A 25,274-nucleotide genomic window follows, 5' to 3' on the forward strand; every position below is an offset into this window, starting at 1 on the left:
TCAGTCCACCCCCGCGAGCCGGTCGTCCCCGACGGACTCGGAGGCGTGCCGGCCGAGCGGGTGGGCAAGACCGACCTGCACGGCGGTCACCTTGTACTCCGGGCAGTTGGTCGCCCAGTCCGAGTTCTCGGTGGTGACCACGTTGGCGCCGGTCACCGGATGGTGGAACGTCGTGTAGACGACGCCCGGCGGCATCCGGTCGGACACCCGCGCCCGCAGCGTCGTACTGCCCACCCGGCTGGCCAGCGTCACCAGGTCGCCGTCGGTGACCCCGCGGTTCTCGGCGTCCAGCGGGTGCAGCTCCAGGACGTCCTCGGGATGCCAGGCCACGTTGCCGGTACGGCGGGTCTGCGCCCCGACGTTGTACTGGCTGAGGATCCGGCCCGTGGTCAGCACCAGCGGGAAGCGCGAGGTGGTGCGCTCGTCCGTCGGCACGTACGCGGTGACGACGAACTTGCCCTTGCCGCGCACGAAGGCGTCGACGTGCATCGTCGGCGTGCCCTCGGGCGCCTGCTCGTTGCACGGCCACTGGACGCTGCCCAGCTTGTCCAGCACGTCGAAGGAGACGCCCGTGAAGGTCGGGGTGACCTGGGCGATCTCGTCCATGATCTGGCTCGGGTGGTCGTACGCCATGGGGTAGCCCATGGCGGTGGCGATCTCGCAGACGATCTGCCACTCGTGCTTGCCCGTCTTCGGCTTCATCACCGCCCGCACCCGGTTGATCCGGCGCTCGGCGTTGGTGAAGGTGCCGTCCTTCTCCAGGAACGAGGCGCCGGGCAGGAAGACGTGCGCGAACTTGGCCGTCTCGTTCAGGAACAGGTCCTGCACGACGACCAGCTCCATCGCCGACAGCGCGGCGGAGACGTGCTTCAGGTTCGGGTCCGACTGGGCGATGTCCTCACCGTGCACGAACAGGCCCCGGAACGAACCGTCGATCGCCGCGTCGAACATGTTGGGGATGCGCAGCCCCGGCTCCGGCAGGATGGAACGGCCCCACAACTGCTCGAACACGGTGCGGACCGCGTCGTCGGAGACGTGCCGGTAACCGGTCAGCTCGTGCGGGAAGGAACCCATGTCGCAGGAACCCTGCACGTTGTTCTGGCCGCGCAGCGGGTTGACGCCGACACCGTCGCGGCCGATGTTGCCGCACGCCATCGCGAGGTTCGCCATCCCCATGACCATCGTGGAGCCCTGGCTGTGCTCGGTCACGCCGAGGCCGTAGTAGATGGCCCCGTTGGGCGCCGCCGCGTACAGCCGGGCGGCGGCCCGCAGCTGCTCGGCCGGCACCCCGGTGACCGCCTCGGTGGCCTCCGGGCTGTTCTCCGGGAGGGCGACGAACTCGGCCCACTCGGCGAACCCCTCGCACCGCTCGGCGACGAAGGACGCGTCGACGAGCTGCTCGGTGACCACCACGTGCGCCATCGAGTTGATCACGGCGACGTTCGTGCTCGGCCTGAGCTGGAGGTGGTGCGCGGCCTCGACGTGCGGCGAACGCACCAGGTCGATGCGGCGCGGGTCGACCACGACGAGCTGTGCGCCCTCCCGCAGCCGCCGCTTCATCCGGGACCCGAACACCGGGTGGCCGTCGGTGGGATTGGCGCCGATCACCATGATGACGTCGGCCTTCGCCACCGAGCGGAAGTCCTGGGTGCCGGCCGACTCGCCGAAGGTCTGCTTCAGTCCGTACCCGGTGGGGGAGTGGCAGACCCGGGCGCAGGTGTCGACGTTGTTGTTGCCGAAGGCCGCGCGCACCATCTTCTGGACGACGTACACCTCCTCGTTGGTGCACCGCGAGGAGCTGATGGCGCCGATCGACGCCGGGCCGTACGCGTCCTGGATGGCCCGCATCCTCCGGGCCACGGCCTGGATGGCCTCGTCCCACTCGACCTCGCGCCACGGGTCGCTGGTCTTCTCCCGGACCATGGGCTTGAGCTTGCGGTCGGGGTGGGTGGCGTAGCCGAACGCGAAGCGGCCCTTGACGCAGGAGTGGCCCTCGTTCGCCCCGCCGTCCTTGTACGGCACCATCCGGACCAGTTGGTCGCCGCGCAGCTCGGCCTTGAAGGAGCAGCCGACACCGCAGTACGCGCAGGTCGTGACCACCGAACGGGACGGCATGCCCAGCTCGACGACCGACCGCTCCTGGAGCGTCGCCGTCGGGCAGGCCTGCACGCAGGCGCCGCAGGAGACGCACTCGGAGTCCATGAACGACTCACCGGCGCCGGGCGAGACCTTGGAGTCGAAGCCGCGGCCCTCGATGGTCAGCGCGAAGGTGCCCTGCACCTCGCCGCAGGCGCGCACGCAGCGGGAGCAGACGATGCACTTGGACGGGTTGAAGTCGAAGTAGGGGTTGCTCAGGTCCGGGGCGGCGTCGAGGTGGTTCTCGCCCTCGTAGCCGTAGCGCACCTGGCGCAGCCCGACCACCCCGGCCATGTCCTGCAACTCGCAGTCACCGTTGGCCGAGCAGGTCAGGCAGTCCAGCGGATGGTCGGAGATGTACAGCTCCATGGTGCCCTGGCGCAGCTTCTCCACCTTGGGCGTCTGGGTGCGCACCACCATGCCGTCGGCGACCGGGGTGGTGCAGGACGCCGGGGTGCCGCGGCGGCCGTCGATCTCCACCACGCACAGCCGGCAGGAGCCGAACGGCTCCACGCTGTCGGTGGCGCAGAGCTTGGGGATGTCGATGCCGGCCTGCGCCGCCGCGCGCAGCACCGAGGTGCCCTCGGGCACCGTGACGGGCAGCCCGTCGACCTCGACCGAGACGGTCGCCCCGCCGGGCCGCTCGGGGGTTCCGAAGTCGGGTTCCTTGAGGAGTGTCATACCGTGCCCTCCCTCCTTGCGAGGAAGTCGTCGGAGAAGTGGGTGACGGCACTGCGCACCGGCATCGGCGTCAACCCGCCCATGGCGCACAGCGATCCGTCGGTCATCAGCTCGCAGAGGTCCGCCAGCAACGCGAGGTTCTCCTCGCGCTGCTCACCGGCCACGATCCGGTCGATGACCTCGACGCCGCGCACCGAACCGATGCGGCAGGGCGTGCACTTGCCGCACGACTCCGCGGCGCAGAACTCCATCGCGAAGCGCGCCTGCGCGGCCATGTCCACGCTGTCGTCGAAGACCACGACACCGCCGTGGCCCAGCATGGCGCCCGCCGCGGCGAACGCCTCGTAGTCCATCGGCAGATCGAACTGCGACTCGGGCAGGTAGGCGCCGAGCGGCCCGCCCACCTGCACCGTGCGCACCGGGCGTCCGGTGAGCGTGCCGCCGCCGAAGTCCTCGACCAGTTCGCGCAGGGTGACGCCGAACGCCGTCTCCACGATGCCGCCGCGCGCGATGTTGCCGCCGAGCTGGAAGACCTGCGTGCCGCGCGAGCGCTCCACGCCCAGCTCCTGGTACGCCTTCGCGCCCTTCGCGAGGATCACCGGCACGGTCGCGAGGGTGAGGACGTTGTTGACGACGGTCGGCTTGCCGAACAGCCCCGTGATCGCGGGGATGGGCGGCTTGGCGCGGACCATGCCGCGCTTGCCCTCCAGGCTCTCCAGCATGGAGGTCTCCTCACCGCAGATGTACGCGCCCGCGCCGACCCGTACGTGCAGGTCGAAGGAGAGGCCGGAGCCGAGGATCCGCTCCCCGAGCCAGCCGCGCCCCCGGGCGACGGAGATCGCCGCCCGCATCGTGGCCACCGCGTCCGGGTACTCCGAGCGGATGTAGACGTAGCCCTCGCGGGCGCCGACCGCGTGCGCGGCGATCGTCATGCCCTCGATGAGCATGAACGGGTCGCCCTCCATGACCATGCGGTCCGCGAAGGTGCCGCTGTCGCCCTCGTCGGCGTTGCAGCAGACGAACTTCAGCTCCCCTTCGCACTCGTGCACGGTCTTCCACTTGATGCCGGCCGGGAAGCCCGCCCCGCCCCGGCCGCGCAGGCCGGACTCGGTGACCGCGGCGACCACGTCGGCGGGTGCGAGGCCGAGCGCCGTGCGCAGTCCGGCGAGGCCGCCGTGCCGCTCGTAGTCCTCGGGGGAGAGCGGGTCGGTGATCCCGACCCGGGCGAAGGTGACCCGGTTCTGCCGGGCCAGCCACGGCAGTTCGTCGACGACGCCGAGTCGCAGCGGGTGGTCCGCACCGTCCAGGAGGCCCGCGGCCACGAGGCCCGCGACGTCCGACGGCGCCACCGGCCCGTAGCCGATCCGTCCCTCGGGCGTGGCCACCTCGACCAGCGGCTCCAGCCAGAGCATGCCGCGGGACCCGTTGCGCACCAGCTCGACCGGCCGGCCCTGGACGGCCGCCGCCGTGCGGATCGCCTCGGCGACCGCGTCCGCGTCGACGGAGCGCGCCGCCGAGTCGCCGGGGACGTACACCGTCACAGGGGAGTCCGGCGCCTGGGTCATGGAGTTCGGCGTCCGAGTCATGAGGAGACCGCCTCGTCCAGGATCGAGCGCAGCCGGTCCGCGCTCACGCGGCCGAGCACCTTGCCGTTCACCTCGACGGACGGCCCCAGCGCGCAGTTGCCGAGGCAGAAGACCTGCTCGACGGTGACCGAGCCGTCGGCCCGGGTCTCGCCGAGCGGGACGCCCGTCCGCTCCCGCGCGCAGGACTCCAGCGCGCCCGCGCCGAGCGCCTGACAGGCTTCGGCCCGGCAGATGCGCACGGTGGTACGGCCGGCGGGCTCGCTGCGGAAGTCGTGGTAGAAGGAGACCACTCCGTGCACGTCCGCCCGGGAGAGGTTCAGCTCCTGGGCGAGCAGCGGAACGGCCTCCCGCGGGACGTGCCCGAGTTCGGCCTGGATGGCGTGCAGGATCGGCAGCAGCGGCCCGCGTTCCCCGCGGTGGGCGGCCACGATCGCGGTGATGGCGGCCTGTGTCGCCACGTCACTGACACTCGTCGTCATGGTTCCTCCCCCTGACCGTCACGCATATGTGAATCCCTTGGCTCGGTCGGATGGATCCACGGGGTGGTGATCGACGAGCGTGGCCTCCGGCCGTCCTGCTCGTACGGCATGAGCGCCCCTGTGGTCGTCCTGCTGGCTCATCGAATACTGTATGCAGTTGCGGGGGCTCCGTCCACCGTCCGGACAGCGCGGAATGCTCAGCCGACCGCGTCGGCGGCGACCGGCGCGGCGGACGCCGGGCACGCGGCCGCCGCGCCCATGGGCGCCGCGCCGGTCGCCGGGCCCGCCGCGGGCAGCGCGGCCAGCCAGTCCAGGACGGTGCTCAGCACGTCGTCGCCCGCGCCGTCCCGCCGCCCGAGCCGCGCGTCGGCCGGGACCAGCACGGGGTCGGCGTGCACGGTCGAGGCGCCGCTGCCGCGCGGCCCTGCGCCGTTGGGCCGGGCCGGTACGAACAGACCGGGGGCGTCCGCGGGGACCAGCCAGAGGGCCGGCCGGCCGGTGCCGTCGGCCGGGTGCGAGGACCAGACGTAGCTGTCGGCCTCGCCCGCCCCGACGACATCGCGTTTGCGGGCGCGCAGGGCCACCACGTCACCGACGCCGGTCGCCGTCGAACCCGCCGGCGACGCCGTGCCGCCCGGCGCGCGCCCGTCGTCGCCGTCGGTCAGGGCGAGGGTGCTGAGGTGGTGGCCCGCGGCGATCCTCCGGCGCACCCACGGAGTGCCGTGCGCCTCGATCAGGGCGACGGCCGCGTAGTGCGACCGCAGGACCGCGCCGGTCGCCGGGCAGGCGCGGGACACCTCGGCCACGACCTCGGCGGCCTCCGTGAGTCCGCGGCCACCGCCGCCGAGCGGGGCGCCGACGGTGAGTCCGAGCAGCCCGGCCTTGCCGAGGGCGGCCACGCAGACGCGCGGAAACCGGCCGAGCGCGCTGGTCCGTTCGGCGGAGGGCTCGATGGTGCTGCTCAAGGTGCGAAGGAGAGCGGAGCGGTACGACATGGAGCGGCTCCCTGAAGTCCGGGCGGACGGGGAGCTGCGTGTGGCCTCCCCACGTCGATTGCATACTGTATGCCATCTCTCCGCGATTCTGTCAGTGCTTATCGCGGCCCGTCGCGGGTGTATCGCGGAAAGGGGGCCCGCCCGGTCGGCCTCGGGGCGCCCGACTTCTATGCCATTCCTTTGGCCCTTCTTGGGGAAAACCTCAACCTCCGGCCCGGATCTTTCCGATCACGCAAGGGCTATGGTCTGTCACTGCATACAGTATTCACTTTCCGCTGCCGCAGCGTCGCGCTCCGCGGCGCACGAGTGAGGTGACTCGGTGACCATTGCGACCCGCAAGCCCCCCACTGGCACCAAGGCACTGGACGGCATCCGCGTCCTGGACATGACGCACGTCCAGTCCGGGCCCTCCGCGACCCAGCTGCTCGCCTGGCTCGGCGCGGACGTCGTCAAGCTGGAGGCCCCGACCGGTGACATCACCCGCAGGCAGCTGCGTGACCTGCCGGACGTCGACTCCCTGTACTTCACGATGCTCAACTGCAACAAGCGCAGCATCACCCTGAACACCAAGACCGGGCGCGGCAAGGAGATCCTGACCGAGCTGATCCGCCGCAGTGACGTCATGGTCGAGAACTTCGGGCCGGGCGCGGTCGACCGGATGGGGTTCACCTGGGACCGCATCCAGGAGATCAACCCGCGGATCGTCTACGCCTCCATCAAGGGCTTCGGCGAGGGCCCGTACACCGCATTCAAGGCGTACGAGGTCGTCGCGCAGGCGATGGGCGGTTCGATGGCGACCACCGGCTTCGAGGACGGCCCGCCGCTCGCGACCGGCGCGCAGATCGGCGACTCGGGAACGGGCGTGCACGCCGTCGCGGCGATCCTCGCCGCCCTGCTGCAACGCGAGCGGACCGGCCGCGGCCAGCGCGTGAACGTCGCGATGCAGCACGCGGTGCTCAACCTGTGCCGGGTCAAACTCCGCGACCAGCAGCGCCTCGCACACGGCCCGCTCGCCGAGTATCCGAACGAGGACTTCGGCGACGAGGTCCCCCGCTCGGGCAACGCCTCCGGCGGCGGCCAGCCGGGCTGGGCCGTCAGATGCGCACCCGGCGGACCCAACGACTACGTGTACGTGATCGTGCAGCCCGTCGGCTGGCAACCGCTCAGCGAACTGATCGGACATCCGGAGCTGGCCGACGACCCGGGGTGGGCCACCCCCGAGGCGCGGCTGCCCAAGCTGGACAAGATGTTCCGGCTGATCGAGGAATGGACGTCCACCCTGCCGAAACGGCAGGTGCTGGAGAAGTTGAACGCGCACGACATCCCGTGCGGGCCGATCCTGTCGACGCAGGAGATCATCGAGGACGACTCGCTGGTCGCCAACGAGATGGTGGTCACCGTCCCGCACCCCGAGCGCGGCGAGTTCGTGACCGTGGGAAGCCCGCTCAAACTCTCCGACTCACCCGTCGACATCACCGCCTCCCCGCTGCTCGGCGAGCACAACGAGGAGATCTACATCGGCGAACTCGGCCTGGGTGACGATGAGTTGAGGATGCTCAAGTCGGACGGAGTGATCTGAGCATGCAGCGAACCCGCCGTCACTCGACCGGGGCGGCCCGGCCGCCGCCGCTTCCCGCACGGCGACGCGGACCCCCGCGGCGCCGTCACCCACCCCCAGACCCGCGGACCGGCACGACCGGCCCGCGTGACAGGTCCGGCTCGGGCACCGTCGCCCGCGGCCAGACCTCCCCGTACTGCCATGGAGTACCGACCAGGGGGCGCTGGCGAGTCTCTTGAGCAAGGGGATTGGAAATGACAACGGCATCAACCGTACGACCCGCATACCGAGAGGTCACAGATGCGAACGGACGTGTGTACCGGGTCGGCGAGAGCGCCAGAGACATTCTGGGCGGCCCGCGCCTGCTGATGGTGATACTTCCGTGGGTGGCCATGATGGCCATCAGCGTCGCGGAGTACGCCTACGGCTCGGCTGAGGAAGTCCTGTCCGACGCGCATGGCTGGACGTCCACCAACACGTTCTGGGTTCTGGGCGTGTGGACGGTCTTCCAGGCCGCAGTTGCCTTCCCGACGGGAAGGCTGCGGGAACGCGGGATCCTCAGTGCCCGCGGTGCCACCCTCATAGGAGCCGTCCTGGCCGGGATCGGCTTCTTCGCCCTCAGCCACGCGCCGAACGTGCCGCTGGCGATCCTGGGCTTCGGGTTCTTCGGTGGCACGGGCGCGGGCATGGTCTACTCGACCTGCGTCAACATCGTCGGCAAGTGGTACCCGGAACGGCGAGGCGGCAAGACCGGCTTCGTCAACGGCGGCTTCGCCTACGGATCCGTACCGATGATCTTCGTCTTCACCTACTCCTTCGACGCCGGGAACTACCACACGGTGCTCGACCTGGTCGGTGTCTACGTGCTGATCCTCGTGGCGATCTGCGGCTGGTTCTTCAAGGACCCGCCGAAGAACTGGTGGCCCGAAGAGGTCGACCCGATCGAGCACCAGAAGAACGCCGTCAGCGACAAGGCGCAGGCCAAGAACCCGCCCGCCGTGCGGCAGTACGAGCCGATGGAGGCCATCCGCACCGGGATGCTCCCGCTGATGTGGTTCTGCCTGGTGCTGTGCTCCGGGGTGTCCATCTTCGGCATCTCCTTCCAGGTGCCGTACGCGAAGGACATCGGGTTCGGGCCGCTGGTGGCCGCCTCGTCGATGGGCATCATGTCCGTCATCAACGGCACCGGCCGCGGTGTGACCGGCTGGCTGTCCGACCGGCTCGGCCGCAAGCAGACCCTGATCCTGGTGGTGGCGGTCGAGGGACTGTCGCAGTTCGGTGTCCTGTGGGCCGGTGACATCCGCAGCGAATGGCTGTTCCTCATCTTCGCCTTCATCTCCGGCTTCGGCGGCGGCGCGTTCTTCCCGATGTTCGCGGCACTGACTCCGGACTACTTCGGCGAGAACAACAACGCCCAGAACTACGGACTGGTCTACAGCTCCAAGCTGGTCGGCGGGCTGGCCGGCAGCGGCCTCGGTGCGACGGTCGTCGCGGCGTGGGGCTACTCCGGGGCGTACGCCCTCGCCGGATGCCTCGGGCTGGCCTCGGCGGCGCTCGCGCTGCTGCTGCGGCAACCGGGCCGTCCCTCGGCGAGCCGGGTCCGGGCCGGGGCCGGTGGTGCGTTGCAGGTGAGCGGCGAAACGGTCTGACCCGCACAGGCGCACCTGGCTGACACAGCCGCTCGTCGCGGTCTCCTCCTCCGTCATCGGCGGACTCGGCGGACGGACCGCGGCGGGCGGCTCTCCCGTGCGGCGCCCGGCACCGCACCGCTCCGGTACGCACGTACGCACGTACGTGCCCACTGCCCGTGCCTACTGCTTCCGTGCCTACTGCTCTGTACCTACTGCTGTGTGCCCACTGCTCTGTATTTACTGCTGTGTGCCCACTGCTCCGTGCCTACTGCTCGGACTTCTTGCGCTTGTGGTAGCTGACGCGGGTGTGCTCGGTGTGGTCCCGCATCAGCTGCCGGGTGTGCTGCTCGTCGCCCGCCTCGATGGCCTCGATCATCGCCCGGTGCTCCTGCCACGACAACGCGCCGCGGGTACGGGCCACGGGCGTGTAGAACCACCGGACGCGGCGATCCACCTGCGCGGACAGCTCCGCCAGGACCGAATTCGCCGCCAGCTCCATCAGATACGCGTGAAAGGCGGCGTTCGCGGCGACCACGGCGTCGACGTCGTCGTCCGCCAGGGCCCGCTCGCCCGCCTCGCACAGCTCGCGCAGCCGCGCCGTGGCCTGCGGGGTGGCGTTGGCCGCCGCCAGCCGCGCCGCCTCGGCCTCCAGCAGACCCCGGACGACCAGCAGTTGGTCGGCCTCTTCCTCCGTGGGGTCGTGGACGAACGCCCCCTGGGCCGGGCGCAGATCCACCCAGCCCTCGGTGTTGAGCCGTTGCAGGGCCTCGCGGACCGGCTGGCGGGAGACGCCCAGATGGCCGGCGAGTTCGGTCTCGACCAGATGCTGTCCGGGCTTGAGCGACCTGGTGACGATCAGCTCCAGCAGGGCCTCGTAGACGCGCTCGCGCAGCGGGCCGGGGCGCTCCAGCTTGGGTACGGTACCGGTCGGCAATGCCGCGGACGTCATGGCTCCACCTCTCGGCAGCGGTTCCTGGCTGAAATTGGTTTTCGTCTACAGTCTACGCGCTCGATTGCGTGCGGTCATGACCGCGCACGGGTTGGGAGAGATCAGGCCATTGTTCAGCAGCCTTATTGCGCGCGCAGGATACTGTAGACAGAATGTTGTCGACCATCAGGAGAACCCTGCCGATCTCGAACACGGCAGGAAGCGTGGTGCACGCGCGCCATTGACAAGGACAGGGATTGCTGCTGCGAGTCACTGAGCCAGGGCTGGTCGACACGGGCCGGATCACCGAGTGGTGCCGCAGGAGCAGCGACGTGTCCCGACAGGACCCGGTCCTGTCCCTGGCCGAGGGCCGCCCGGCCGTCGACACCGGCCCGCGCGGCATTCCATGATCGTGTACACGCGCGAGCAACGCCCGACTCAGCGTACGGCGGCCACCGTGAGCTGACGGCGATGCGGCACGTGGCACGGACGCGGGACCGGCCGGCGGGTGCGCCCCCTGGGCCGGCCGGTCCCCGCGTCAGCACCCACACCTCCCACGCACCACATCCCCCCGCACCACACCTCCCACGCACCACACCCCCCACGCACCACTCCGCCCGCGCGCCTGAGGAACCACGCCAGGCGCGCGGGCGGCCAGGAAGCATCACGGCCGGCGGTGCCGCGGCCCCGAGCGGCACCCGTACATCCGCGGTGCCGCCGGCGGCCTCACCAGTCGACCGGCAGCGCGTGGAGGCCCTTGAGCATCGTCTCCTCCCTCCAGCGGACCTCGCCGTCGGGCGTGGCCAGCTTCAGCGCGGGCAGGCGGGTCAGCAGGGTTTCCAGCGCCACCTGGAGCTCCAGCCGGCCCAGCCGCGCCCCGACACAGAAGTGCGCGCCGTGTCCGAAGGTCAGATGCGCGGCCTCCGGCGTCCGGTCGAGGACGAGCGCCTCCGGGTCGTGGAAGACCGCGGGATCCCGGTTGGCCGCCGACGTGTCGACGAGGACTGGTTCCCCCGCGCGGACGAGATCCCCGCCCACCTCGACGTCCTCGGTCGCGTACCGGCAGAAGACGAGGCCGTTGGGCATCGGCACGTAGCGCAGCATCTCCTCGATGGCGACCGGGAGGTCCGCCGGGTGCTCGCGCAGTCGCGACAGCCACTCGGGGCGACGCAGCAGCAGATAGCAGAAGTTGGGGATCTGCTTGGAGGTGGTGACGAACCCCCCGGTGAGCAACTCGATGGACAGTTTGATCAGTTCGTCGTAGGAGAGGCGTCCCTCCTCGTAGTGCGCCCGTACGAGGCAGGTGAGCAGGTCGTCGCCCGGCTCCCGCCGGCGCTCCTCCACCAGGCCGGTCAGGTAGGCGAAATACGCCCCCGATTCGGCGGCGAGGTCCTCGTTGGTCACGACCTGGGCCAGCAGGACTTCGAGCCACTTCTGGACACGGTGGCGGTCCGTCGCCGGCACACCGAGCAGATCGCAGATCATGGCGATCGACAGCGGGACGGCGAAGTCCTGCACGAGGTCGCCCGGTGGTCCCGACTCCTCAAGCCGGTCCAACAGCCCGTCGGCTGCCTCGCGCACCACGACCCGCATCTGCTCGACACGGCGCGCGCTGAAGTGCCGGGCCACCACACCGCGCAGCCGGGTGTGCACGGGCGGGTCGGTGGAGAGCAGCCCGTCGCCGCCGGGGGAGAGCTCCCTCATCCGGGGCTGGTCCCGTTCCACTCCGGCCGCCAGACTGAACCGCGGGTCGGACAGCACGAACCGCGCGTCGGCGTGCCGGGTGACCAGCCAGGTGTCCTCGCCGTAGGGCAGCCGGACCTTGCGCAGCGGCCCGTTGCGCAGTTCGGCGTAGATCGGCGAAAGCTCCAGGGGGTCAGCGGACGTGAACGGATACGGCAGCGGCGCCGGTCGTTCGCTCATCGGGGTCTCCATCCTTCCCATCGGGTCCTACGGGGATGACGACATGGGTCGGGAGCGGCCCCGACGCGTCGATGTGTGCGGTGAACCGCCTGCCGTCGTCGCGGCAGACGAACTGCATGACGTGCCGGCCGGCGGCCGCGGCGCGGATGAGGCCGCCGGTGGTGGCCCAGACCCCGGAGAGGTAGAAGTTCGCGAGGCCGGGCAGGGCCGGCCCGTACTTCTTGACGACCTTCTCCATCGTCTCGCCGCTCTCCACGAACGGCTGCCAGCCGAGGACGGTCCCGTCGTAGTTCCCGGTGTAACGGACCTGGGTGAGCGGGGTCGACACGTCCCGCACCGCGACGCTGTCCGTCAGGCCGGGGAACCGCCGGTCGAGGAAGCCCAGCAGCATGTCGCGCACCTGGTGCTTCGCCTCGTAGTACGGGCGCCCGCGGCGCACCGGCAGGGTGTGCAGCTCCGTCCCGCCCCGGCTGCGGGTGCGCTGCTCCGGGCCGTCGCTCAGCGCGCGCCAGGGACCGACGTCGCTGAAGTAGGTGGCGTAGACGACGGTCGACCGCTCGGGCGACAGCTCCGGGTAGTGCAGGCTGCGGAACTGGACGTTGATGCTCGGATGGCGGATGCCGACCAGCCGGGCGGCCTCCTCCTCGGTCAGCAGGTACGTGGTGCAGGGGTCGCCCTCCGGGAAGGGGCGCCGCAGCCCGAGGAAGAGGGTGACGTATCCGGGGAAGACCATGCCCGGCTCGTCGATGACCGAGGTGTACAGCCGCCGGTACTCCTCGGGGAGGTAGCGGCCCTTCAGGAGCTTCATCGTGGTGGCGTGCCCGTCGCACGCCGAGACCACGATGTCCGCGCGGAACTCCCGCCCGTCGCTGAGCCGTACGCCCACCGCCCGGTCGTCCTCGACGAGGACCTCCTCGACCTTCGTGTTGTAGCTGACCTCGCCGCCGAGCCGCAGATAGCGCTGCTCGATCGAGGTCGCGAGCCCCAGTGAGCCGCCCTCCGGCACCCCGGCCGAGAGATTGGCGTGCGCGGACAGCTGGAAATAGAACGGCAGCACCGGGAAAGCGGAGTGCTTCTCGTAGAGAACGAAATTGAACGCCTCGCGCAGCAGCGGATCCTTGAACTTCGCGGAATAGTCCGTCATCAGGACGCTGATCGACTTGCGGATGACATTGAAATAGGGGACGAACGACGCGAGCATGCGCCAGCGTTCGGCGCGGCCCATCAGCCCCACCGGTTTGAGGAAGGGATACGCGGCGAGGCACTTGCGGAACTTCCGCAGCCCCGAGCAGAAACTTCGGATCAGTCTGGCGTCGGACGGGGAGATCTCCAGCAGATGGGCTTCGAGCCGGTCCGGGTCGGAATAGAAGTAGACCGACCGGCCGTCCCGCCCGCGGACCACGTTGAAGACGTCGAAGTGCCGCATCTGCTTGCCCTGGAGCGCGCCCAGCTCCAGCCAGATCTGGTGCATCTCGTTGCCGGGCCCGTTGCCGAGCAGCCAGCTGACGCAGCAGTCGAAGGTGAAGTCGCCGCGGTCCCAGGCCGTGCAGCAGCCGCCCGGGATCTCGTGCATCTCGAAGATCTGGGTCCGGTAGCCGTTCATCTGGGCGTAGCAGCCGGTGGACAGCCCGCCGAGACCGGCCCCGATGATGATCATTGTCTGGCGCTCGCGGGGCTTGCGAGGCATCGTCACGCCCCTCACCTCATGCTCTTGTCGAGCTGGGGCAGGTGGCCCAGCTTCCCGGGATGCCACGTCTCACCGGCCGTGCTCTCCCACGCCCGGAACTTGAGGCCCAGCTCCTCGCAGAGGTACTGGGCCACGAACCGGCCGCCGGCCGCCACCCGGATCAGCCCGCCGCCGGTGAACCACTGACCCGCCAGCCAGAGCCCGTCGAGCCCCGGCAGCTGCAGCCGGTCCTTCTCGATCAGGTGCTGGATCAGGCCGTCGGCTTCGGTGTAGGACTTCCAGGCGAGGATGGAGCCGTGCAGATTGCCGGTGTAGCGCTCGGTGGTCGCGGGCGTGGCGACGTCGACCACCTCGATGCGCGCGGCGATCCCGGGGTGGTGGCGCTCCAGGAACTCCCGCACGAACCGGCCGGCCTCCTGCTTGCGCGCCCGGTAGGCGCGGCGGTCGGTGCGGCGCAGTTCCTTCCAGGAGGTGTAGTCGCTGAAGTAGGAGCAGTGGATCACCGACTTGCCGGGCGGTGCCAGCCCGTCCGAGAACCGGGAGCGCAACTGCACCACCAGACTGTCCTGGAGCACGCCGGGCAGCCGGGCGCTGTCGGCGGCGGAGAGCAGATAGGTCGCGCTGTGCGGGGCGTCCGGCGCCACGTCCCCGGCGAACCCGACGAACACCGACACCACCCCCGGGTAGACCAGCTTCGGGGTGCCGAGGACCGACTGGAACAGCCGGTCGGTCCTCGGGCTGGAGTAGCGCCCCTTCAGCAACCGGTCCAGGGTGGTGGCGCCGTCGCAGGCCGCCACCACGTGGTCCGCGTAGTGCCGCTCGCCGCCGCGCAGTTCCACGCCGACCGCGCGGCCGTCCTCGATCAGGATCCGCTCCACTCGGGTGCGGTAGTCGATCCGGCCGCCCAGCGAGGTGTAGCGCTCCTCGATCGACCGGGCCAGCCCCAGCGAACCGCCCTGCGGGAACCCGGCGTTGGACTGGTGGGCCCCCGCGATGTTGAACAGGTACGGCAGCAGCGGGAAGACCTCGTGGTCCTGGAAGAAGACGAACGGCAGCGCCCGGCGCAGCAGCGGATCCTCGAAGCGCGCGGCGAACGACTCCATGGAGGTCCCGGCGGTGCGCCGGAACAGGTTCAGCAGGGGCAGGATCTTCCGCAGCGCCCTGGCCTTCTCCCGCAGCGTCAGCAGCGGGGCCGGCTTCAGGAACGGGAAGATGTCGATGTCGGTGAACCGCCGCAGGTCACGGCAGAACGACCGGATCAGCGGCGCGTCCGCCGGCGAGAGCCGCAGCAGGTGCCGCTCCAGCCGGTCGGGGTCGTTGTAGAAGACCACCGACCGGCCGTCGTCGTCGACGACCGTGTTGAACACCTCGAAGTTCCGGATCGTCTTGCCGTCCAGGGCCCCCAGCTCGCGCCAGACCTGATGGGCCTCGTTGCCGGGGGCGGTGCCGGTCAGCCATTCGATGCAGTAGTCGAAGACGTAGCCGTCCCGGGACCAGGCCGTGCAGCAGCCGCCGGGCAGCACGTGCTTCTCGAAGACACGGGTCTCCATGCCGCTCATCTGCCCGTAGCAGCCGGCGGAGAGCCCGCCCACGCCCGCTCCGACGATGATGACGCGCGGCTTGGCCCCGGGGGCACGCTCGCGTTCGCTCCACTGCACCCTGCCACTACGCCGCATGCGGGGCCGCCCCTTCGATCACGGCGGTGTGCGTCAGGACGCCGCGCACCAGCCGGGCGTTGTGCTCGATGCACCCCGGGTCGAGCATGTCCGCGTGGACGCCGGCACCGCGCAGCACCTCGGTGCGCGCGGTCGAGGTGCCGTGCCAGGTCCCGCGCTCGCCCGCGGCGTAGAAGGCCACCTTCTGCTCGTCGGAGACGACGGTGACGGCCGCGCCGACCGTGCCGAGGTTGGGAGTACGGCCGCAGAAGGCGATGTAGTCCCTGGCCTGGTCCAGGGTCTCCTGCGCGAGGGTCTCGGAGCCGGTGTGCTTGCGCAGGTGCTCGCGCAGCTCCCGCTCGAACGCCTCGATGTGCCGGGCGCCCGGGGTGAAGGCGGCGTCGATGCGGTACGAGTCGACGATGACGACGTCGGCGACCTCACGGCCGCGCCGTTCGAGTTCCTTGGCCACCTCGAAGGCGAGGTTCCCGCCGAGGGAGTAGCCGAGCAGCGAGCAGGGCCCCTCCGGCTGGTGCGCGGCGATCAGATCGGCGTACCGGGCGACCTTGTCGTCCTCGGCGACGTAGTTGAACGCCACGAGTTCGTACTCCGGCAGCTGCTCGGCGAACCGCCGGTAGACCAGGCCGTGCCCGCCCGCGGGCGGGAAGCAGAACACGGCGGGACCCGCCCCCCGGTTGAAGCGGAGGAACGGCTGGGCGCCGGGCAGCCGGCCGGTGATGATGTGCTCGACCGTCCGGGCCATCCCGTGCAGCGTCGTGACCTTGAACAGCTGGCTGACCGGGATGCTGATCTCGAACTCGTTCTGCAACCCGTGGATCAGCTCGATCAGCTTGATCGAGCTGCCGCCGACCTCGAAGAAGTCGTGCTGGAGACCGACCTCCCCGAGACCGAGCAGCGCCGCCCAGTGGTCGGCCATCCGCGTCTCGTAGAGCGTCACGGGCGGCTCGTGGGCGTCCTCGCCCCTCTCGAAGCGGGGCTCGGGCAGCGCCGCGACGTCGACCTTGCCGTTCGGGGTGAGCGGCAGCGCGGGCAGCTCGGTGAAAGCCGCCGGGATCAGATACGTCGGCAGGTGCTCGCCGAGGTGCCGGCGCAGCTCCCGCCAGTCGAGTTTCGCTCCGGGCGCGGCGACGCCGTACGCGCACAGCGTGTTCTCGCCGGTGCGGTCCGGCCGGACGACGACGACCGCCTGGGCCAGCGCGGGCCATTCCGCGAGCTGGAACTCGATCTCGCCGATCTCCACCCGGTGGCCGCCGACCTTGACCTGTGAGTCGGCCCGGCCGAGCAGGTGGACTCCGCCGCCGGTGTCCCAGCGGGCCAGGTCGCCGGTCCGGTACAGCCGTACCGGTGCCGCGCCGCTGCCGTGGTCCAGGGTGCGGCTGACGAAACGCTCGGCGGTGTGCCCGGGATCGGCGAGATAGCCGAGGGCGACCCCGGCGCCGCCGATCCACAGCTCGCCCGCGACGCCCGGTGGCACCGGTGCGCCGTGCCCGTCCAGGATGTACACCTCGGCACCGGGGAACGGCCGGCCGATCGGCACCATCTGGCTCGGTTCCAGGCCGTCGGTCGGGCCCTCGAAGTAGGTGCTGTCCACGGTGGCCTCGGTGAGGCCGTAGGAGTTGACCACACGGGTGTCCGGTCCGGCCAGGCCGCGCAGCCGGTCGTACTCCTCCACCTTCCAGGTGTCCGAGCCGACGATCAGCAGGCGCATGAAGTCCAACCGGGCACCGTCGCGTTCGCAGTGGGCCATCAGGCCGCGCACGACCGAGGGCACGAACTCGGCGCAGTCGACCCGCTCGGCGCGCATGGTCGCGTACAGCCGGGCCGTGTTGAACAGCAGCTCACGGCCGACCAGCACCAGGGTCCCGCCGGAGCACAGGGCGCGGACCAGGTCACCGGTGAAGACGTCGAACGCCGGGCCGGCCATCTGGAGATGGACCCGGACGTCCGTGTCGAGGCGGTACTCGGCCCGCCAGGCGGCGTAGGCGGACGCGAGGTTGCGGTGGCTGACCTGCACCGCCTTGGGACGGCCGGTGGAGCCGGAGGTGTAGATGACGTAGGCGGGGCCGTCCATGCCGACGGTCGGGTCGGTTGGGTCGGTCGGGTCGGTCGCATCGGTCGGATGGGCGGCGTCGGCGGCGTCGGCCGCAGCACCGGCCGTGACCTGCCCGGCCTGCCCGGCGGGCTCGATCTGGCCCGTCGGCCCGGCCGGTTCCGCCTGCCCCGTCGGCTTCGGCGGGGTGGTCGCCGTGTGTGCGCCCGCCGCGTCGGACAGCTCCGCCAGGGTGAGCACGCCGGAATGCCCGGCGAAGCGCGCACCGCCCGCGCCGTCCACGATGATGCGCGCGGCCCCGGCGTGCTCGGCCAGGTAGGCCAGCCGGTCGGCCGGGTTGCCGGGGTCGAGCGGCAGATAGGCACCGCCCGCCCGGAGTACCGCCAGCAGGGTGACCACCAGCTCGGCCGACTTCTCCATGCAGACGGCGACCACCGCGCCGTCGCGGACGCCCAGTTCGCGCAGCCGTCGCGCGCGGTCGCGGCTGCGGCGGTCGAGTGCGGCGTACGTCATGCGCTCGGCCGTGCCGTCCTCGGCGGGCACGCAGACGGCGGTCGCCCCGGGGCGCTCGGCGGCGGCCCGGACGATCAGCTCGTGCACCGGCACACCGGGCTCGGCGGCCCGGCGACCGGCCCCGCTCCAGTCGCCGAGGATCTGCCGGCGCTCAGGGGCGCCCAGCAGTTCCAGCCGGCCGGCCGGGTGCGCGGCGGGGGCGCGGGTCAGGGCGTCGAGGACGTTGACATAGTGCGCGGACAGCCGCCGCATCGTCGCGGCCAGGAACAGGTCGGTGTTGTACTTGAAGACGCAGTGGAAACGCCGGTCCGCCTCGTCCTCGTACACCGACAGCGTGAGGTCGAACTGGCCCTCTTCCTCGGGCAGTTCGATGTACTCCAGGCGGTAGCCGTACTTCTCGGTGGCCACCTTGTGGGTGAGCAGGATGAACATGGCCTGGAAGACCGCCGACCGGCTCGGGTCGTGCTGGAGGCCCAGCTCCTCCACCAGCAGCACGAACGGGTACTCCTGGTTGTCCAGGCCGCCGAGCACGACATCCCGGACACGGGCGAGCAACTGCTCCACCGACGGCCCGTCCCCCAGATCGACGTGCAGCGGCAGCGGATTGACGAAGTAGCCGTAGACCGAGGAGAACTCCTCCTGGGTACGGCCCGTCACCGGGCTGCCGACGATGATGTCGTCCTGCCCGGAGTAGTGGTGGAGCAGCAGGTAGTAGGCGCTGAGCAGCACCATGAACACGGTGACGTTGTGCTCGCGGGCCACGTCGTGGACGCGGGCGCTGAGGTCGGCGTCGAGCACGAAGAACTCGGACGCGCCGTTGTGGGTCTGCACCGCGGGACGGGGCTTGTCGGTGGGCAGGCCGAGCACCGGGACGTCGGCCGGCAGCCGGCCCTTCCAGTGGTCGAGCATCCGGCGCGCCTCGGGACCGGCGAGGAACTGGTTCTGCCAGTTCAGGAAGTCGAGGTAGCGCGCCGAGACCGGCGGCAGTTCGGGGGCGCGGCCCTGGCGCAGCGCCTCGTAGACCGCGAGCAGCTCCTCGATGAAGGTGAAGGTCGAGATCGCGTCGGAGATGATGTGGTGGACGGCCTTCATCAGCACCCAGCGGTCGGGACCGCGCCGGAACAGGCGCAACCGGATCAGCGGGTCGCGTTCGAGGTCGTACGGCTTGCGGTACTCGCGCACGATCATCGCGTGGACGTCGTCCCACGCCACGCCCTCCACGTCGAAGAGGGCGACGTCCCGGCGCAGCGCGGCCTCGGCGGCGGGGGCGATCTTCTGCACCGGCTGCCCCTGCTCGTGCGTGAAGTTGGCGCGCAGACTGGGATGGCGCTCGATCAGCACACGGAACGCGTCGAACATCAGCTCCGGTTCGAGTTCCACGCGCACCTCGACCGCGCCGCCGATGTTGTAGGCGAAACCGTCGGGGTTGAGCTGCTTGAGGAACCACAGCGCCTTCTGGTTCTGGGTCAGCGGGTGCCGTCCCTCGTCGCGGAACAGCTCGACCGGGGCACCGCCGGCGGCCTCGTCCGCACCGGCCGCCACCAGCTCGGCCAGGCCCTCGTGGAGCCGGCCGATCAGTTCGCCCACCGGGGCGCTGCTGAGCAGGGTGACGACCGGGAGCGCGAGGCCGAGTTCCGCGTGCACGCGGGAGCGCAGCTCCATCGCGAGCAGCGAGTCCAGGCCCAGTCCGCCCAGCGCGTGGTCGAGTTCGACCTGGTCGCTCGCCACCCGCAGCACACCCGCGACCACCGCCGTGAAGCGCTCGGCCACCAGGGTCCGACGGGCCGCGTCATCGGCGTCCCGGAACGCGTCGAGGAAGCTGCTCTGTTCACCCTGTGCGGCGGCCGGGCCGCCCAGGGCCGCGGCCAGCTCGCTCACCAGCGGCGGCGGGGAGGCGTACCAGGCGAGGAAGACCGGCCAGTCGACGACGGTGGCGACGAGCAGCTGGGCCCGGTCCTGCCCGATGACGCGTTCCAGCACGGCCGTCCCCGCCTCGGGCGAGAGGGAACTCATGCCGCGGTTCCTGCGGTAGTGCTCGATGAGCCCCAGCTCCTCGATCATCCCGGTCGCCCAGGGACCCCAGTCCAGGCTGAGACCGGGCAGGCCGCGGGCCCGGCGGTGGTGCGCCAGCGCGTCGAGGAACGCGTTGCCCGCCGCGTAGTTGGTCTGCCCGGCGGTCGTCAGCAGGGAGGCGATGGAGGAGAAGAGCACGAAGTGGTCGAGCGGTTCGGCGCCGAGATGCCGGTGCAGGAGGTACGCGCCGAGGACCTTGGGGTCGTGGACCGCGTCGAAGGTCTCCCGGTCCATGTCGGGCAGCAGGGTGTCGCGGACCTGGCCCGCGAGGTGGAAGACACCGCGGATCGGCGCGGACGCGAGCCGCCGGTACTCCGCCAGCCAGGCCGTCAGGCTCGCCTCGTCGCTGATGTCGAGGGGCGCGAGGACGGGCTGGGCGCCCAGCGCCTCCAGCTCCTGCACGAACCGGACGGCGCGGCCGGCCGCGGAGCCGGGATCGGTCTCGCGCCAGTGCTCCCGGTCGGGCAGCCGGGTCCGGCCCACCAGGATCAGCCGTCGTGCGCCCCAGGCGACGAGGGCGCGGCAGAGCAGCCGGCCCAGCGCGCCGAAGGCACCGGTCACCAGGTAGGCGCCGTCGGCGCGCAGCCGCAGCGGCAGCGGACGGGTCAGCCGGCCGGCGACCGGGGTGAGGCGGCTGGTGTAGCGGCGGCCGGCGCGCAGCGCGATCTCGTCGTCGGCGGTCTCACCGGCGGCCGTCACCTCCCGCAGCAGTGCCTCGGCGTCGGCCCCGCACGAGGCGGACGCGGGGTCGAGATCGATCAGCTTTCCGCGGTGGGCGGTGAGTTCCTGCTGCCACAGGACGCGCCCGATGCCCCAGGCCGGAGCGGACAGCGGCTCGACCGGATCACCCGGTACGACGGCCTGGGCGCCGCGGGTGACGATGTGCAGCCTGCCATCCGGCAGCGCGGACGGCAGCGTCTGGGCGAGGGCGATCAGCGAGTAGCCGCCGAGACCGGAGAGTCCGCGCAACTCGTCGGCGGCGGCCGGCGCGTCGAACGTGGGCAGGTCGAGGTTCCACAGGTGCACGACGTGGTCGTACGGTCGGCCGCCCGCGGCGCGCAGGTCGGTGAGGAGACGGTCCAGGTCGGCGGCGGAGTCCGGCCGGACCGTCGACTCGCGCAGGTCCTCGGCGACGCGGTAGGCGGTTCCTGCGCGCACCAGGTGGCAGTGCCCGCCGTGCCCGGCGATCAGCGCCGCGAGTGCGTCGCCGACGCCCCGGTCGTCGGCGAGGACGAGCCAGCGGGGCGCGGCCGTCCCGCCCGCGGCGACGGCCTCGGCCGGGAACGGGGTGACGGTCTCTCTCGGGTACGGCGGGACGGCTTCCGCCGCCCACGGAGCGACCGGGTCCGCCGTGCTCGACGTGTCGGCGTCCGGTGCGTGGAGGGCGTCGGTGCGTGCCGCGTACCCGGTGTCGCCGTCCGGCGTGTCCGGGGTGTCGACGTCTGCCGCGTACGGCGTGTGGACGTCCGCCGCGTACGGCGTGTGGACCCAGGTGACGTCGGCCAGCCAGGAGTCCACGGTGCTCAGGCTGACGGCGGCGGAGGCTTTCTCGATGTCGGCGGCACGGAAGCCGCTGATCCGGCCGAGCGGCGCGCCGTCGTCGTCGTGGACGGCGATGTCACCGACGAGTTCACCGTCCGCCCGGCGGGTGACGACGGCATGCGCCCACAGCGGACGGTCGCCCACGGCGGCCATGCGCACCTCGTCGATCGACAACGGCAGCCGGATACCGCCCGCGGTGTCCCCGGCGTCGTCACCGGTTTCGACGATCTGCGGGGTCAGCAGGGTCTGGAAGCAGGCGTCGAGGAGAACTGGGTGCATGTGGTGGTGGGCGGCGTCGGCACCGATCGGCTCCGTCGGACGGATCCGGGCCAGCGCCTCGTCCCGGCCGATCCACACCTCCTCGATGCCCTGGAACGCCGGGCCGTAGTGGTAGCCCAGCGCCCCGAGGGCGGCATAGCAGTCGGCGCCGTCGAGGCGGCGCAGGCTGCGCGCCTGGACCGGGCCGGCGTCGAGCCGGGCCGTACCGGCGGCGCGTTGCCCGGTACGGACGACTCCGCGCGCGTGCACGGTCCGCTCCCGGGAGTCGTCGGCGTGCACCGTGGCGACGGTGAACGCGGCGTTCTCCGCGGAGAAGGAGAGCTGCACGGTGGCGGTGTCGCCGCCGGAGACGGCCGGGGCCGGGTCGCCGCCGGACTCCTCCGGGGCTCTCCCGCCGTCGGAACCGGCCGAGAGGAACAGCGCCTTGCGCAGCTCGATGTCGGCGATCACGGCCTCCCCGCCGCCGGTCATCGCGCGCACCGCCTGCGTCGCCATCTCCACATAGCCCGCCGCCGGGAACAGCGCACTGCCCTGGATGCGGTGGTCGAGCAGATAGGGCAGGGCCTCGACATCGAGTCGGGCCTCCCAGGCCGGTTCCGCCGTGGCCAGCCGACGGCCCAGCAGCGGGTGTTCGCGCCTGCCGAGCCGGATCTGCTCGACGGCCTTCGGTTCCGTCCAGTGCCGGTCCCGCTTCCAGGGGTAGCGGGGCAGCGTCACCGGCCCGCCCCGCGGGTGCAGCACCTCCCAGGCGATGTCGACGCCCGCGTTGTGGAGAGCGGCGAGGGAGAGGGTGAACCGCGCGCGCTCGTCCTCCTGGCGCCGGATCGAGGGCAGGCTGCGCCCCTCGGCGCCCTTGGCGGTCAGGCATTCGGCGATCGAGTGACCCAGCACGGGGTGCGGGCCGATCTCCAGGAAGAGGCCGTGGCCGTCCTCGACGAGGCGGTCGACGGCGTCCCGGAAGCGCACGCTGTCGCGGACGTTGCGCCACCAGTAGTCCGCGTCCAGCTCGGGCCCTTCGGCCCGGCCGCGGGCCGCGGCCTGAGGCCCTCCCGTCAGATACAGCGGCACCCGCGCGGCGCGCGGCTCCAGCCCGGCGAGCGAGGACAGCAACTCGTCCTTGATCGGATCCATACGGGGGCTGTGGTAGGGCACTCGTACGGTGAGGAACTTGGCGAAGACGTCCTCCGCCTGGAGTTGCACGGCCAGCTCCGCCAGCGCGTCCTTGTCCCCGGCCAGGGTGATCGCCGTCGGACTGTTGACGGCGGCCACCGACACGCGGTCCGCGTACGGCGCCACCCGCCGCTCGGCCTCGTCCTCGGAGAGACTCACGGCCAGCATCGCGCCGGTGTCCACGAGCTTCTGCTGGAGGCGGCTGCGGTGCACGACGACCGTGACCGCGTCCCGCAGGGTGTAGACGCCCGCTTCGTAGAACGCCGCGACCTCGCCGGTGCTGTGGCCGACGACGGCGTCCGGACGGACGCCGCGGCTGCGCCACAGGGCCGCGAGCCCGACCTGGACGGCGAAGTTGGCGGGCTGGGCCAGCCAGGTCTCGCTCATCTTCGAGTCCACCTCGTCGGCGGACATCTCCTCCACCAGCGACCAGCCGGTGAGGTCACGGATCTCGCGGTCGCAGCGCTCGACCGCCGCGCGGTAGACCGGCTCGGTCTCGAACAGCTGCCGGCCCATGGCCCACCACTGCGGCCCCATCCCGGTGAAGACCCAGACCAGCCGCCGCTGCTCGCCCTCGCGCCGCTGGTCGACCAGCACATGGGGGTGCTGGTCGCCGCGCAGATAGGCGTCGAGGGCCGCTTCGAGCGACGTACGCGAGTCGTAGACGACCGACAGCCGCGATTCGAGGTGCTGGCGGCGGCGGGCCAGGGTGTAGCCGATGTCGGTCAGCGAGGCGGCCGGGGCGTGGCCGGACCCGGCCAGCTCCTTGCGGATGCCGGCGGCCGCCTCGGGGAGCAGCGCCGGGTCACGCGTGGTCAGCGGAAGGATGGAGTACGAAGGCGGAACCGCTGCCGCCGGCACCTCGGCCCCCGCGCCCCTCGCGTCCCCCGCGCCCGCAGCGGCCTCCTCGCTCTCCGTGGCCGCTGTCGTACCCGCTGCCGCACCCGTCGTGGCCGCTGCCGTGTTCCCCGCGGCCTCCGCACGGGCCGGTGCCGCTTCGAGCAGCACGTGGGCGTTGGTGCCGCCGAAGCCGAAGGAGTTGACCCCGGCGCGGGCGGGTCCGTCGTGCTCCGGCCAGTCGACCGTGCTGGTCGGGATCCGGTAGGGCAGCGCGTCCAGGTCGATCGCGGGATTGAGCTGGTCGAGATTGATGTGGGGTGGGATCTTCCGGTGCTTCAGGCAGAGCGCTGTCTTGATCAACCCGGCGATGCCGGCGGCGGATTCGGTGTGCCCGATGTTGGTCTTGACCGAGCCCACGTAGCAGGCGGCGCCGGGTTCTCTCCCGATCGACAGCGCCCGGCCTAACGCGCCCGCCTCGATCGGGTCGCCGACCGGGGTCGACGTGCCGTGGGCCTCGACGTACTGCAGGCTGCCGGGCGCGACGCCCGCCTCGGCACAGACCCGTTCGATCAGGGCGACCTGGGCGTCGGCGTTCGGCACGGTGATGCCGTTGGTACGGCCGTCCTGGTTGACGCCGCTGCCGATGACCACCGCGTGGATCGGATCGCCGTCGCGCAGGGCGTCGTCCAGGCGCTTGAGGGCGACCACACCGACGCCTTCGGCACGCACGTAACCGTCGGCCGACGCGTCGAAGGTGCGGGAGCGGCCCTCGGGGGAGAGGAAGCCGCCCTTGGTCTCGGCGATGGTGTACTGCGGCGCCATGTGCAGCAGCGTGCCGCCGGCGAGCGCGAGGCTGCTCTCGCCGCGGCTCAGGCTCTGGCAGGCCAGGTGGACCGCCACCAGCGAGGAACTGCACGCCGTGTCGAGGGAGACGCTGGGGCCGCGGAAGTCGAAGCAGTACGAGATGCGGTTCGACACCATCGTCATCATCGTGCCGGTCGCGGTGTGGGCGGCCAGCGTCTCGAACCCCAGGTCGGCGAATTGCAGGATCTTGTAGTCCAGCGTGAACGCGCCGACGAAGACGCCGACGTCCTGCCCGGCCAGCTCGGCCGGCTTCTGCCCGCCGTCCTCCAGCGCCTCCCAGGCCACCTCCAGCAACTTGCGCTGCTGCGGGTCCATGTGCGCGGCCTCGCGGGGGCTGATGCCGAAGAACGCCGGGTCGAACTCGTCGAAACCGTCGATGTAACCCCCGCACCCGCCGACCAGTCGGCCGGGCTTGGTCTTGTCCCGGCTGGCGAGGGTCGCGATGTCATACCGGTTTCCGGGCGTCGCGGTGATGCAGTCCCTGCCGTCGATCAGGTTCTGCCAGAACGTCCGGTGGTCCGAGGCGCCGCCGGGCAGGCGGCAGCCGATTCCGATGATCGCGATCTTGTCGCGGGTGACGACCTTGCATAGGTCCGACATGGCCGAATCCTTGAGTTGTGGTGGCACGGCGGCGCGTGTGAAAGGGGCAGGACGATGGCCCGA

12 protein-coding genes are annotated in these 25,274 nt (G+C 71.3%); 3 read left to right on the top strand and 9 right to left on the bottom strand.

All coding sequences use genetic code 11. The features are described from left to right. The 4 genes from fdhF to ACFC09_RS10760 all read right to left on the bottom strand — a co-directional run bounded on the left by fdhF (position 1) and on the right by ACFC09_RS10760 (position 5,877). Entirely contained in the window at positions 1 to 2,817 is a 2,817-nt protein-coding gene (fdhF, locus tag ACFC09_RS10745; RefSeq protein WP_376525734.1) for a formate dehydrogenase subunit alpha, read from the bottom strand. Further along, positions 2,814 to 4,403, bottom strand: a complete 1,590-nt coding sequence (locus ACFC09_RS10750; protein ID WP_376525736.1) for a formate dehydrogenase beta subunit — start codon at positions 4,401 to 4,403, stop codon at positions 2,814 to 2,816. The genes fdhF and ACFC09_RS10750 overlap by 4 nt, the downstream gene beginning before the upstream one ends. Continuing rightward, complete coding sequence (locus ACFC09_RS10755) at positions 4,400 to 4,882, bottom strand: formate dehydrogenase subunit gamma (RefSeq protein ID WP_376525737.1); 483 nt, start codon at positions 4,880 to 4,882, stop codon at positions 4,400 to 4,402. Before ACFC09_RS10755 ends, ACFC09_RS10750 begins: the two co-directional genes overlap by 4 nt. 197 nt (positions 4,883 to 5,079) lie before the next feature. Then, on the bottom strand, positions 5,080 to 5,877 hold the full coding sequence (locus ACFC09_RS10760) for an acyl-CoA dehydrogenase family protein (protein WP_376525739.1): 798 nt from the start codon (positions 5,875 to 5,877) through the stop codon (positions 5,080 to 5,082). Positions 5,878 to 6,202: 325 nt separating this feature from the next. Here ACFC09_RS10760 and frc point away from each other — a divergent pair, with 325 nt between their 5' ends. Then, positions 6,203 to 7,456 (top strand): formyl-CoA transferase, encoded by a 1,254-nt coding sequence (gene frc, locus ACFC09_RS10765; protein WP_376525965.1) that lies wholly within the window; start codon positions 6,203 to 6,205, stop codon positions 7,454 to 7,456. 233 nt (positions 7,457 to 7,689) lie between these two features. After that, on the top strand, positions 7,690 to 9,084 hold the full coding sequence (locus ACFC09_RS10770; RefSeq protein ID WP_376525741.1) for an OFA family MFS transporter: 1,395 nt from the start codon (positions 7,690 to 7,692) through the stop codon (positions 9,082 to 9,084). 247 nt (positions 9,085 to 9,331) lie between these two features. Here ACFC09_RS10770 and ACFC09_RS10775 read toward each other — a convergent pair whose 3' ends face one another. Continuing rightward, positions 9,332 to 10,015: a GntR family transcriptional regulator gene (locus ACFC09_RS10775; protein ID WP_376525743.1), complete on the bottom strand. Its 684-nt coding sequence runs from the start codon at positions 10,013 to 10,015 to the stop codon at positions 9,332 to 9,334. Between the two features lie 236 nt (positions 10,016 to 10,251). Here ACFC09_RS10775 and ACFC09_RS10780 point away from each other — a divergent pair, with 236 nt between their 5' ends. After that, positions 10,252 to 10,404, top strand: coding sequence for a hypothetical protein (locus ACFC09_RS10780; protein ID WP_376525745.1), 153 nt, complete (start codon positions 10,252 to 10,254; stop codon positions 10,402 to 10,404). A 316-nt stretch (positions 10,405 to 10,720) separates the two neighbouring features. On the opposite strand, the gene ACFC09_RS10785 is transcribed toward ACFC09_RS10780, so the two are convergent. The 4 genes from ACFC09_RS10785 to ACFC09_RS10800 are packed head-to-tail and all read right to left on the bottom strand — an operon-like array spanning position 10,721 to position 25,211. Continuing rightward, positions 10,721 to 11,917, bottom strand: a complete 1,197-nt coding sequence (locus tag ACFC09_RS10785) for a cytochrome P450 (protein WP_376525747.1) — start codon at positions 11,915 to 11,917, stop codon at positions 10,721 to 10,723. Further along, entirely contained in the window at positions 11,871 to 13,574 is a 1,704-nt protein-coding gene (locus tag ACFC09_RS10790) for a phytoene desaturase family protein (protein WP_376525967.1), read from the bottom strand. The genes ACFC09_RS10785 and ACFC09_RS10790 overlap by 47 nt, the downstream gene beginning before the upstream one ends. Before the next feature lie 41 nt (positions 13,575 to 13,615). Then, positions 13,616 to 15,280 (bottom strand): phytoene desaturase family protein, encoded by a 1,665-nt coding sequence (locus ACFC09_RS10795; protein WP_376525749.1) that lies wholly within the window; start codon positions 15,278 to 15,280, stop codon positions 13,616 to 13,618. After that, positions 15,270 to 25,211, bottom strand: a complete 9,942-nt coding sequence (locus ACFC09_RS10800) for an amino acid adenylation domain-containing protein (RefSeq protein WP_376525751.1) — start codon at positions 25,209 to 25,211, stop codon at positions 15,270 to 15,272. Before ACFC09_RS10800 ends, ACFC09_RS10795 begins: the two co-directional genes overlap by 11 nt. Positions 25,212 to 25,274: the final 63 nt, after the last annotated feature.

The sequence above is a fragment of the Streptomyces sp. NPDC056161 genome, assembly GCF_042268025.1.
GTDB lineage: Bacteria > Actinomycetota > Actinomycetes > Streptomycetales > Streptomycetaceae > Streptomyces.